General features: G+C 59.8%; 9 protein-coding genes. 6 read left to right on the top strand and 3 right to left on the bottom strand.

The features are described 5' to 3' along the window. Window position 1: 1 nt before the first annotated feature. Together EL234_RS00715 and EL234_RS00710 are read right to left on the bottom strand one after the other, a co-directional pair. Complete coding sequence (locus tag EL234_RS00715) at window positions 2-1,774, bottom strand: DEAD/DEAH box helicase (protein WP_126415671.1); 1,773 nt, start codon at window positions 1,772-1,774, stop codon at window positions 2-4. A gap of 110 nt (window positions 1,775-1,884) precedes the next feature. Then, complete coding sequence (locus EL234_RS00710) at window positions 1,885-3,285, bottom strand: MFS transporter (protein WP_126415670.1); 1,401 nt, start codon at window positions 3,283-3,285, stop codon at window positions 1,885-1,887. Between the two features lie 154 nt (window positions 3,286-3,439). Between EL234_RS00710 and aspS the strand changes: the two genes are divergently transcribed. The 3 genes from aspS to EL234_RS00695 are packed head-to-tail and all read left to right on the top strand — an operon-like array spanning window position 3,440 to window position 7,167. Beyond that, window positions 3,440-5,242: an aspartate--tRNA ligase gene (gene aspS / locus EL234_RS00705; protein WP_197718446.1), complete on the top strand. Its 1,803-nt coding sequence runs from the start codon at window positions 3,440-3,442 to the stop codon at window positions 5,240-5,242. Continuing rightward, window positions 5,243-6,001, top strand: coding sequence for a GNAT family N-acetyltransferase (locus EL234_RS00700; RefSeq protein ID WP_126415669.1), 759 nt, complete (start codon window positions 5,243-5,245; stop codon window positions 5,999-6,001). After that, window positions 5,998-7,167, top strand: a complete 1,170-nt coding sequence (locus EL234_RS00695; RefSeq protein WP_126415668.1) for a hypothetical protein — start codon at window positions 5,998-6,000, stop codon at window positions 7,165-7,167. The genes EL234_RS00700 and EL234_RS00695 overlap by 4 nt, the downstream gene beginning before the upstream one ends. Here EL234_RS00695 and EL234_RS00690 read toward each other — a convergent pair. Continuing rightward, entirely contained in the window at window positions 7,164-9,521 is a 2,358-nt protein-coding gene (locus tag EL234_RS00690; protein ID WP_126415667.1) for an MMPL family transporter, read from the bottom strand. The two genes, EL234_RS00695 and EL234_RS00690, sit on opposite strands and share 4 nt — an antisense overlap. Window positions 9,522-9,671: 150 nt before the next feature. Here EL234_RS00690 and EL234_RS00685 point away from each other — a divergent pair, with 150 nt between their 5' ends. From EL234_RS00685 to EL234_RS00675, 3 genes are all read left to right on the top strand, one after another. Continuing rightward, window positions 9,672-11,006, top strand: a complete 1,335-nt coding sequence (locus tag EL234_RS00685) for a replication-associated recombination protein A (protein WP_126415666.1) — start codon at window positions 9,672-9,674, stop codon at window positions 11,004-11,006. Window positions 11,007-11,138: 132 nt separating this feature from the next. Continuing rightward, window positions 11,139-11,759 carry a 30S ribosomal protein S4 gene (rpsD, locus tag EL234_RS00680; RefSeq protein ID WP_126415665.1) on the top strand — a complete coding sequence of 207 codons (621 nt, stop codon included), beginning with the start codon at window positions 11,139-11,141 and terminating at the stop codon, window positions 11,757-11,759. Between the two features lie 66 nt (window positions 11,760-11,825). After that, window positions 11,826-12,257 carry a DUF948 domain-containing protein gene (locus EL234_RS00675; RefSeq protein ID WP_126415664.1) on the top strand — a complete coding sequence of 144 codons (432 nt, stop codon included), beginning with the start codon at window positions 11,826-11,828 and terminating at the stop codon, window positions 12,255-12,257.

The raw sequence follows: 12,257 nt of genomic DNA, 5'->3' as shown, positions 1-12,257 counted from the left end.
TCTAGCGCCAATGCCGGGGCTTGCGGCCCTTGTCAAAACGTGCTTTGCGCGCCCGGCGCTCGTCGCCGAATTTACGGTCGGCACGGTATTTACGGACGGCGCGTTCGTCTGATCGGCGCGGGCCAGTATCGCGGGAAATGTTGAGCGTCCGCCCGGAGACGCGTGCCCGTGCAATACGCTTCTGGGTGCGCGAGTCGATTTCACGGTCGATTTCTACGAGAGAGAACGTGGGATAGATGTCGATGCGTCCAAGCTGCGATCCAGACAGGCCGCCCTCGTTCGTCAGCGCGCCGACGATCGCACCGGGGGAGACGCCGTCGCGCTTGCCAACTTCGACGCGGTACATCGTGCCATCTTGATCAAACGTGCGCGGCTTACCGCCGGTACGTTTGCCTCGCCGCTCGTCACGGCGCGGGCGGTCGTCGTCGAATGAGACCGTCAGATGTTCGGGCTCATCATCCGGGCTTGGTCCCGGATCGCGCACGCCAAGTGCCAACAACGAGGCAATGAGGTCTTCGGGCGAGATCGGGCTATCTGAGGCGAGTTGCTCGGTGCGAAATTCTTCGATGATCTCGCGGTACACAGATAGCCTTCCAGCTGCGTGACGTTCTTTCGCAGATTCCACAAGGCGTCGAGCCCGTAAACCGGACACCTCAGCGGGGGTCGGCAAGCTGACCTCGGTGAGTGTGGCACCAGTGATCTTTTCGATGCGGCGCAGCCGGGAGCGTTCTTTCGGTGTGACGAACGTGAGCGACGTACCTTCACGGCCGGCTCGGCCCGTGCGGCCGATTCGATGCACGTATGTTTCGGCTTCGCGCGGCACGTCGAAATTGACGACGAGGCCGATGCGTTCCACGTCGAGCCCGCGGGCTGCGACGTCGGTAGCCACAAGCACGTCAAGGGTACCGCCACGTAGACGCTCGACGAGTTTCTCTCGGTCGCGCTGCTGCACGTCACCGGACAGGGTGGCGGCCTGCACGCCGCGGGTGTTGAGCTCGATAGCGAGTTCTTCTGCGGTGGCACGGGTGCGCACGAACACGATGGCCGCGTCCGCATCCGTTGTAGCGAGCACGCGGGCGAGTGCACCGATCTTATGGCGGGAGGGAACGACGGCGTAGGTCTGCGTAATCGTGTCGATCGTCGAGGCTGGGGGAGTGACCGTGATTTCTAACGGATCGTTCATGTGGTTTTGCGCGACTGCGCGGATCTGTTTGGGCATGGTGGCCGAAAACAGGGCAGTGACGCGCTCATTGGGCAGATCCGCAGCGATCTTTTCGACGTCTTCAGCAAATCCCATACGGAGCATCTCATCGGCCTCGTCGAGCACGAAGTAGCGCACGCCGTCGAGCTGTAAAGCCCCGCGGTCGATGAGATCCATGATCCGGCCGGGCGTGCCGACGACGACCTGGGCGCCGTCGCGAATCTTGCCGATTTGCGGACCGTAAGGAGCACCGCCGTAGACGGCGACAACTCGTAGCCCCGTGGTCGAGGCTGCGAATTCGTCAATGGCGTCGGCTCCCTGTACCGCAAGTTCGCGCGTGGGTGCCAAGACGAGTGCCTGCACCTGTTCCAATTCTGGGTCGACTCGGGTGAGCATGGGGAGGGCAAACGCGGCGGTCTTACCCGTTCCGGTTTGGGCGACGCCAACGACGTCGCGCCCGTCCAACAGTGGCGGAATGGCCTGCTCTTGGATCGGGGTAGGCGTTTCGTAGCCCATCTTTGTAATGGCGGACAGAATGTTTTTGGGCAAATTGAGCCCAGCAAAAGTTGTCATAGTACCTGCAGTGTGTGACGGCGTGAGCCGCGATAGTAGAGCCCGCGCGCCGCTTAACACATCACAACACAAACGGCATGGGCCAGGCGCTCGGTGCGCCGCCGTTTAGTCTACGCGTCTAAACCACCGTTTGTGAGCGAAGCTGGGGTGACATCGCGCACCCGCTTGGAGACCGCAAGGCCAATAGCGATGATCACACACACCCCCGAAATGACGATCGCGAACGCATGATGACCAAGTGGGAGAGCTATCGAATAGACGACTCCCGCCCAGGCGACCAGCAGTGCTGAACCCATCGTGTCGGACAGCGACAGCGCAGACGACGTCATGCCATGCTGCTGCGGAGGTGTGATACCAAGTGCGTGGACAGCGAGCGCGGGATAAATGAGCCCGACGCCAAGCCCCGCGATGAGCCAGCCAAGAAGGACAAGCAGCGGGTTGATCTGTTCGAAAGCAGACACAATGGTCAACGCGGTACCTGCAAGCTGCCCGCCAATACCAAGGATCGGAATAAGTGCTCGGTGTTGCGGATTGGTGAGCTTGCCCTGTATCCACGATCCCAGCGCCCACGTGATCGACCCGCTCGTCATGACGAGGCCTGCCTGTGTGGGCGACCAACCGTGAACTTCTTTCAAAATGAGAGGCAAGAAAATTTCGACAGCCACATATGAGCCGTTGAGGATTCCGCGCAACAAAACGGTGGCCGGAAGTCCAGGCTGGCCGGTGAGCGTGCCGCGCGGTAGCAGAGGGCGAACACAGAGGAACGCGGCGGCGGTCAGCACAACTACGGCTGCAACAACCGCGATATTCGCATCCTCGCCGCGCACGCCCGATAACACCTGGATGCCGGCTACGGCGACCCCGGTCAGAGCACCAAACACAATGACACGCCGGTGCCTGCCAAACGGGCGCCGCGCGTGCAGCGCCGGAAACTTTCGGAACTGGGTAATCATTGCCGGCATAATGAGCGTGATGAGCAGTGGAACCGTGCCGAACACAAAACGCCAGTTGACATGCTCAACAAAGAAGCCAGCAACAAACGGACCGATGAGCGAGGGGACTACCCACGCGGCTGAGAACCATGCGAACAGTCGAGGTTGGCGTTCAGGGGCAACATAGTTACCCACGAATACGTAGAGCGGTACGATCATCAGCCCGCCGCCAAGGCCTTGGATGGCACGCCCGATGACGACGATCTCAATATTCGGAGCAAAGGTTGCGATGGTCAGCCCAGTGACGAACAGACCAATACCCGTGTACAGCGACGGCTTGGGCCCTTTGGAATCGCACCATGGGCCGGCGATCGCCGTCGTCATCAATTGCGTTGCTAGCGCGACGCCCGCAGCAAGCGCATACAGGTGGCGGCCATCCAAAATGTCGACGACGAAGGGCATCGCCGTGGTCACAGCAATCGTTTCGAACGCCACCAAGCTGATCAGCGTTACGGAAAGGATCGTGAGCCACTGCTCGAGGTTGCGACTAATGCGTTGTTTCTTCTGCCGACTTTTCATCACGGCAGAATACTACGATGTTGGGCACGCAACTGCGCAACAGTGTGACCTTTTAGCTAGTGCGGCGTAAAGTTGGGTGAGTGCTAGGCGCCCGTCTCGCGCACTGGTACCGCCCGCTCGTCTCGCGGGTGAACGAATAGGAAAGAAGGTCGACGTGCTTCGCACCCGTATGGCAGGCTCCCTGCGCAAAGAAGATATTGGTTCCACGGTTACCCTGACTGGTTGGGTTGATCGGCGCCGCGATCATGGAGGTATTGCTTTCATTGATTTGCGTGATGCTTCGGGAATCGCACAGGTGACGATCCGTGAGGAGGTGGCACACGAACTGCGTAGCGAGTTCGTCATCAAGGTCACCGGCACGGTCAACGAACGTCCGGAGGGCAATGCGAATCCGTCGATCCCCACGGGTGATATTGAAGTCGAGGCTGCCGACGTCGAGGTGCTCAATCCGGCTGCTGCGCTACCGTTCCAAGTCTCAGATCATGCTGAAGATTCGGGTTCGGTTAACGAAGAGGTGCGCCTGAAGTATCGCTACCTTGATCTACGCCGTTCTTTTCAGCAGAACGCGCTGCGCCTGCGCGCGAAAGTGAACCAGGCGGCTCGCCGCGTGCTCGATGCGCATGACTTTGTGGAGATCGAAACTCCCACGTTGACACGGTCGACGCCGGAGGGCGCGCGCGATTTCATCGTGCCTGCTCGGTTGGCTCCCGGGTCGTGGTATGCCCTGCCTCAGTCGCCGCAGCTTTTTAAGCAGCTACTCATGGTGGGTGGCATGGAGCGCTACTACCAGATTGCGCGCTGCTACCGTGACGAGGACTTCCGCGCGGATCGCCAGCCCGAGTTCACGCAGCTCGATGTTGAGATGTCGTTCGTTGAGCAAGACGACGTGATCGCGGTTGCCGAAGACGTGCTCAAGGAGATTTGGCAGCTCATCGGCTACGAGATCGACACCCCGATTCCGCATATTTCTTATAAGGATGCGATGGAGCGCTTTGGCTCGGATAAGCCGGATATGCGCTTTGGCCAAGAACTTATCAACCTTACAGAGTACTTTAAGGACACGCCGTTCCGCGTGTTCCAAAACGAGTACGTTGGCGCCGTTGTTATGCCGGGCGGAGCTTCTCAGCCACGCCGCGCTTTCGACAAGTGGCAGGAATGGGCGAAGGCACGCGGCGCAAAGGGGCTTGCGTACGTGACGATTGCCGACGACGGCGCGCTGGGCGGCCCGGTCGCAAAGAATATTTCCGACGCCGAACGCGACGGACTCGCCGCGGCCACGGGCGCTCAGCCTGGAGACGCGATTTTCTTCGCCGCAGGCAAGCCGGCCGCCTCGCGCGAGCTTCTCGGTGCGGCACGCCTTGAGATCGGCAAGCGCTGCGGCCTCATTGATGAGGACGCCTGGTCATTCGTCTGGGTGGTCGACGCACCACTGTTCAAGCCCACGGCTGAGGCTGAGCAGGAGGGCGACGTCGCCGTCGGCGCTGGTAAGTGGACGGCCGTCCACCACGCGTTCACCTCACCGAAGCCCGAATGGATCGATTCCTTCGACGAGGATCCAGCAAACGCGCTGGCCTCCGCTTACGACATCGTGTGCAACGGAAACGAGATCGGCGGAGGCTCGATCCGTATCCACCGTAGTGACGTCCAGCAGCGCGTCTTCAACGTCATGGGAATCGACGACGAGACGGCACAGACCCAGTTTGGATTCCTGCTCGAAGCGTTCAAGTATGGTGCGCCCCCGCACGGCGGAATTGCTTTCGGCTGGGATCGCATCGTCTCGCTGCTCGTCAAGGCCAAGTCGATTCGTGACGTCATCGCCTTCCCGAAGATCGGTAACGGCTGGGATCCGCTGACCGATGCGCCCGCTCCGATTACGGCGCAGCAGCGCAAGGAAGCAGGTGTGGACGCCAAGCCGAAGAAGAAGGGCGAGGCAGCAGACGAATCTGAGGGCAAGTAGGTGCTTGGAGCTCAGTCCGCGTTTTGGCGCCTGTCAGCGTGGAGCCACCAGCTGGCAGGCACGCGAATCGAGCAGATCGACGATCCCGATCTGGGATTGGTGCTCGTTGATAGTGACCGCGGGCGGGTACTCGTTGCCTACGGTGAACCTGCCCGCGGTATTGATGCCCTCCGCAACGTGATGGACCGCGGAGTGCGCCCTGATCGGACGATGATCAATCGCGAACTCTACGGCGCACTCGATGCGCCGTTGCGTGATCATTTTGGGCCGAATTGGGGCTACGCGTGGGATTACTTTTGGGCTGATGAGCCGCTCGACCCCGTGCCGGGATCCGAGCGAGTTGAATTGCTACGCGCGGCAAGCCCGCAATTCGCCGCGGTCGCAGGTGACGTACGCCGGGCTCTTGAGCAAGCCAACCCGATCACCGACGCGCTCGAGCGATTCGATGAGCTGGACTGGTTCGTCATGCGCGCACCCACCGGGGATATTGCGATCGTCTTGGGCGCCACGCAAGAAAAAGAGTGCATGAGCCTTGAGGGCCTGGGCACCGTGCCCGAGTATCGCGGCCAAGGATACGGGGGAGCGACCATGGTGGGAGCCGTCAACATGTCGCTCGAGCTCACGGGATACGTCCGCTTCGGTGTGTGGTCGTGGAATGAGGGCGCGATGCGGCTTTATCGCAGGCTCGGCATCCATCATGACGGCAAACTCATCAGCGGTCGGCGCGAACCCTTCGATGAGGCGCGGTATTTGCAATGAACACCTCTCGGCTGGGTTGGCTGGCCACCCTGATAGGTGGTCTGGTCGTTGTGTCGGGATGCTCGTCTGGGCCGAGCACCGAGTGGAGCGTGCCGCTCGAGCTCGGGGAGGCCTACGAAGCCACAAACGTGCTGTCGATCAGCGAGGCCGGGGGCGCCGTCGTCGTACCAGTGGGCAATGTTGTCTACGGTTTCGATCCTGAACGCAGTGCGGGTGACTGGTCGGTTACTCTCGGTGTCCCAGTGTCAGCATGCGAGAGTGCGGGAGCCTCCGTACTGTGTCACACGGGCACACATAGCGGCGTCGTATTTGACAGCGCCGGACACCCGACCGAGGTCACCGGCGTCGGCGTTGAATTTAGTTCGCCTCATGCCCTATATGTGACCCAGGCATATCCGGACCGCGTGGAACTCATCGCGGCTGATCCGCAAGCTACACCCGAGCAGCTCACCAACGGTGAGACGGTTGCCGTCTATGACGGTCGCAACGCTACGTTGCCGGACGGCACACCAATATCGCGTAACGACGACGGACGCTATCCCGATGCGATTCAAACGCTTGTGGATGACGGCGTGCTCACACTGGATTCGCCGTGGCTCAACCCGCCCGCAATTGCACAGATCACTGAACCGCTCGCAGATGGCTTCGTGCGTATCGACGCCGGCGAGCTGACCGTCACCAAGGTCACGCCATCAACCGTCACGATTTTTGACGCGGCCGGCGAGCAGGTGGACAAAATAGAAGTGCCGGCGTCAATGCACCTGTCAGTCAATCCAGCGTGGACAACCGCCGAGATGACCGATATTGCCCGCCAAGCCGCAGCCGTGACCGCCGATCACGCTCTCATTTTCCAGACCGGTGAGATCCTCGGGTTTTCACGCATTCTGACAGATTCTGTCGCGCCCGCCTATGCCAGTGTCGAAGGTTTCGCCGTCGATAACGGAAACACGTTGAGCTTCGCCCCGATCTCTCCGGAATCGCAGGGTCTATGGGTGGTCGACTACCCCTACGTGTCAGTGTTCGGCACAGGCCAAGACGGGGCAGTTGCGGCCACGTTCGATGTTGTCAGTGGTAACAAGCTCGTCGACGACGCCAAATGCCAGTGGACGAACGGTAACACCTACTGTTTTAGCGCTGACAGGCTCGATAAAATCTCCGAGTTCTAGTGGATGATCTTAAACTTTTCGTAGATCCTCTTCAGCGGCTTAGGCGCCCACCAATTCCACTTGCCAAGCAGTGTCATTGTTGACGGCACGAGCAGCATACGAACGAGCGTGGCGTCGATAGCGACAATCAGTGCGAGTGCCACGCCAACCTGCTTGATGGCCAGCATGTCGCCGAACACGAAGCCGATGAAGACGGCAATGATGATCGCAGCTGCCGACGTAATGATTCGCCCGGAGCGTTGCAGACCCTTCTCGACTGCCGTGTCGTTGTCTTCTCCGGCGTCCCAGTATTCTTTGATGCGTGCGAGCAAGAAGACCTCGTAGTCCATGGCAAGCCCGAATCCGAAGGCGACCGCGGCGGCCACGACGAACGTTTCCAGGCCGTTCGTTTGCGGTAGGCCAAAGAGGCCATTCTCGAACACGAATACTGTAGCTCCCATGCCTGCAACCAGAGAAAACATGTTAATGAGCAAGGCCTTGAGCGGCGCCATGATCGAGCCCGTCATGAGGAAGAGCAAGATAAGCACTGCCAGCACGACGATCACCGCAGCTGCCGGAGCGCCGTCGATCACGGATTGATTGAAGTCGGACTGCAACGCGGCAGCACCGCCCACATACATGGGATAGCCCGGATCGTGATCGCGGATCGTGTGAACCACGTCTGTGACCTCGTCACCCACCTGATCCTCGGCCGTGACATAGAAATCAATCTTGGTTTCGCCGTCGTTGATAGCTTCCGGCTGGCTCACCCATTCAACGCCCTCGAGGCCGCCCACGTAACTCACCAGATCAGCCGTCTGTTCGGGTTCGACCTCGGCAACAATAGTTCCCGACGGCGTCGCAAAAGCGGGATAATCTTGCATCTGCTCGTAAGCCGCAGCGGCGTCGGAGTCTGCGGGTACGTACTCGACGAAGTTTTGCCGCATGTTGAGGTCCCGGATCGGCACAGCCATAAGCAGCAGCACCGCGCCCACCACGATAAGAATCGGGATCGGACGAGCATGTACCCACTTGGCCAGCTTAGAAAACACGCCTTCATCGGAGGCTGAATCGCCGACCTTTTCCACGAGCTTGCCGAAACCTTTCCTTCGTGAGAGCCAGGATGGTACGACGAGCCTGTGCCCGGCAAGCTTGATCAACGCGGGTACGAGCGTTACTGCGGTGGCAACCGCTAGCACGGTGACGATGACGCCACCTAGTCCGATCATCTTGAGCATCGGCGCTTCCATAATGAGCAGCCCGGCAATAGAGAAGGCGATGGTGAGCGCTGAGAATGACACGGTGCGCCCGGCGGTGGCAACCGTGGTGGCGACGGCGTCGTCAACCAGCGTTCCCACATCGGAAGGCAGCTTAGTGCCGTCGGTGGGGAGCTTGCGCTTGTCGAGTTCGTTCGCCACTTCTTCGCGGTAGCGGGAGACGATGAGCAAGCCGTAGTCAATCGACAGCGCCAGCCCGATGATGGAAATGATGTTCAAAATAAACGTGTCAACGTTCGTGACAAACGTGAGAGCCCACAGCAACCCCGTGCCGATAGCGATTGATGTGAGCGCTCCGATGAGGGGGAGCCCCGCGGCAAGGAGACCTCCAAAGACGATGACCAGGAGGAACAGCGCAATGGGCAGGCCGATCGCTTCGCCACGAATCAGGTCGGTTTTCACCAAGTCTAAAATGAGATCCCTGAACACGGTGGTCGAGGAGACATTCGCCTGCGCATCGGGGCTGATCTGTTGGATGTCCGCTTCGAAGTCGTCAGCTGCCGCCAGAATGTGCTCGGTAGCTCCGGTGTCCTCACCGCTCACGTTCACAGCGATGACGAACCCGTTGCCCGAACGAAACGCGTCGGCAGGATTATCGGCACCGGCCAGTTCTGCCTGAGCAGCCTCGCGGGCTTGGGCTTCGATCTGCTCGATCGCTCCGGCACGCATCTGTTCGGGCATCTGACTCAGCTCGGCCTGGTTGGCTTCCAGTGCTTGTTCGACGGCGGTGCTGATCGCCTGTTCGGCTGCCGCGGCAACTTCGGCGTCAATTGCTAGGGGATCGACCACCTCGCTGACCGCCGGGATGGCTTCGAGACGTTCGCGAAGAGCGCCCACCTCTTCCTCAACAGCATCCGATGTCACTCCAGACACGACGATCACTGCCGAATCCGGCGAAGATTCCGTGCTCGTCTTCTCAAGCACCGTGTCTGATTCGGAGCCGGGCACCATCGATTCAGAAGAATGCATGCGCGTGAAAAGGTTCCCTTCTCCGAATCCCCACACGGTGGCACTTCCTCCAAGCACAAGCAGAATTACCCAGCCCACCACGAAGAGCTTTGGCCTGCGTGCGATTGCATGACCGAGCCAATCAAACATCAATGTTTCCTTTCCCCTTCCCTTCCATTATGCCGTGGATCACCGGCAAAATTGGCTGGAGTGCGCGGATCATGGCTGATTTTCGCTCGCCAGCGGAATCTGGGCGGCATACGGTAGTCTCGTGAAGAGAAAAGATGAGATGGGGAGGCTATGGATCTATTCGATCAAGCCAGCGTCGATGAGCACGGTATTCCGATCGATACGAGTGCGCCGTTAGCTGTTCGGATGCGTCCGCGTACCATCGACGAAGTGGTCGGCCAGCAGCACCTGTTAGGGCCAGGTCAACCACTTCGCCGACTCATCGAACCGGGGGCGAGCGGTGCGCCGTCGTCGGTATTCCTGTGGGGACCGCCCGGTATTGGTAAAACCACGCTTGCTTATCTGGTAGCGCGGCAAGGTGAGCGCAGGTTCGTGGAGCTCTCCGTGGTGTCTGCTGGTGTTAAAGAACTCCGCGCGGTGATTGACGAGGCGAAGGGCCACCTCGTTACCTACGGTCAGGAAACCGTGCTTTTTATTGACGAGGTTCATCGCTTTTCAAAAACTCAGCAAGATGCCCTGCTACCCGCCGTCGAAAATGGGTGGGTGATTTTGATAGCGGCGACCACGGAAAACCCGTCGTTTTCTGTTATTTCCCCGCTGCTGTCACGATCGTTACTTCTCACGCTGCACCCGTTGGCTGATAGTGACGTCGAGACTCTCGTACGCCGGGCTCTCGAGGACGAGCGCGGCTACGGAGGTAAGGTCAGTGCCGACGACGACGCCGTCGCCGAAATCGTGCGGCTGGCCGGCAATGATGGACGCCGCTCTCTAACGATTCTTGAAGCAGCAGTGACCGGCGATACGTTGACACTCGACGACGTCGAAGCGGCTGTCGACGTCTACGCCGTACGCTATGATCGCGACGGCGATCAGCACTACGATGTCATTTCGGCGTTCATTAAATCGATCCGTGGCTCGGATGTGGACGCGGCCATGCACTACTTGGCACGCATGCTAGAAGCGGGGGAGGACCCGCGTTTTATTGCCCGCCGCCTGATGATCAGCGCGGCCGAAGACATCGGAATGGCGGATCCGTCCGCACTTCAGACGGCTACGGCAGCCGCACAGTCAGTGGCGCTCGTTGGCATGCCTGAAGCGCGCATTATCCTTGCCGAAGCGGTGGTTCACCTGGCCACCGCACCAAAATCAAACAGGGCATATCTGGCCATTAACAAGGCGATTGCGGACGTGCGAGCAGGAAAGATCGGAGCAGTGCCCGTGCACTTGCGCGACACCTCGGTCAAAGCATCCAAAATTGCTGCCGAGCAGACCGGCAAAAACACTGAGTACACGTATCCGTTCGACGACGAGTCCGGGGTGGTCCGCCAACAATACATGCCCGATGAGCTTGCGGGAACCATCTACTATGAGCCGCTAGACCGGGGATACGAGGCCAATATCACGTCCCGTTTGGCGCGCATCAGGCAGATTCTTCACGGCAAATAGTGCTAACCTAGTGCGGTTGCTTCGTCGAAGTAACGCACCTGCAAAGGTGTCACGTCCCTGGGATCTTAGCCGTTTGTGTTGGTCCCGCGCACAACCACGTGCGTGCCATGAGTCGACAGGAGATAAAGTATCGTGGCAAATAATCGTTCCCGTAAGTCGGTGCGCCAGTCGCGCGCCCTCGGTATTCCGCTCACCCCGAAGGCAGAGCGCCTCATGCAGCGCCGCCCGTACCGTCCAGGTGAGCACGGCCGTGCCCGTGTCAAGGAATCTGATTACTCGATTCGTCTGAAGGAAAAGCAGCGGCTACGCGCCCAGTACGGCATCCGTGAGGCCCAGTTGCGCAAGATCTGGAATGAAGCGCGCAAGATGGAAGGCCTGGCAGGTGAGAACCTGATCGAGCTGCTCGAGATGCGCCTTGACGCCCTTGTTCTGCGTGCCGGGTTTGCTCGCACGATCGCTCAGGCCCGTCAGGTTGTTGTGCACCGTCACGTGATGGTTGACGGCAAGATTGTTGACCGTCCGTCCTTCCGCGTCAAGCCGGGGCAGGTTCTCCAGATCAAGCCGCGTTCGCAGACCTCCCCGCAGTTCATGGTGGCTGCGCAGGGCCAGCATGCAGACGTGCTGCCGGCTGTTCCGGAATACCTGAACGTTGAGCTGACGAAGCTGCGCGCGGAGCTTGTGCGCCGCCCGAAGCGTGCTGAAGTTCCGATCACGTGCGAAGAGCAGCTCGTGGTCGAGCACTACTCGCGTTAATCGCTTATTGGGGAGCGCGCCGCGGCCGAGCCGGGGCGCGCTGCCATATCCGGGTAAGATGGCTGCATGGCTGATATTACGCTAGGGCAAATCGCAGGGCTTATTGCCGCTGTGGGATTTCTTGTGCTCGTTTATTTTTCGATCCAGCCGCTCCGTAAGCTTTCTGGAGTGCTGGATCGGCTAGCTGAATCGTTACGCGAATTGACCGAGCATACGCTCCCAGCGATTGATGAGGCAGCAAAAACGGTCGCTGAAGCTAATGTGCAGGTGAAGAAGCTGGATGCGATCACGGATGCTGCCACCCGTACGTCGGAAGATATTTCAGCTATGACGACGCTCGTCACCTCCACAGTGGGCGCTCCATTCTTGGCTGCACGCCGAGGAGCAAGCCGCCTGCGGGATGCCTTTTCCGGGGCCAAAGACTCACCCGGTCACCACACACCTCCGGAAACCTCATCGTCTGATGGCAAAGTTTCCGGTGATCAACACAAGTCATAG

Source organism: Trueperella bialowiezensis (assembly GCF_900637955.1).
GTDB classification, from domain to species: domain Bacteria; phylum Actinomycetota; class Actinomycetes; order Actinomycetales; family Actinomycetaceae; genus Trueperella; species Trueperella bialowiezensis.
Note: the sequence above shows the minus strand (reverse complement) of the source record. Positions and strands in the feature narration are given on the sequence as shown.

Coding starts and splice junctions, on each gene's coding strand:
- EL234_RS00690 (WP_126415667.1), bottom strand. CDS start 9,521: ATGTTTGATTGGCTCGGTCATGCAATCGCACGCAGGCCAAAGCTCTTC.
- EL234_RS00715 (WP_126415671.1), bottom strand. CDS start 1,774: ATGACAACTTTTGCTGGGCTCAATTTGCCCAAAAACATTCTGTCCGCC.
- EL234_RS00710 (WP_126415670.1), bottom strand. CDS start 3,285: ATGAAAAGTCGGCAGAAGAAACAACGCATTAGTCGCAACCTCGAGCAG.
- EL234_RS00685 (WP_126415666.1), top strand. CDS start 9,672: ATGGATCTATTCGATCAAGCCAGCGTCGATGAGCACGGTATTCCGATC.
- EL234_RS00675 (WP_126415664.1), top strand. CDS start 11,826: ATGGCTGATATTACGCTAGGGCAAATCGCAGGGCTTATTGCCGCTGTG.
- EL234_RS00695 (WP_126415668.1), top strand. CDS start 5,998: ATGAACACCTCTCGGCTGGGTTGGCTGGCCACCCTGATAGGTGGTCTG.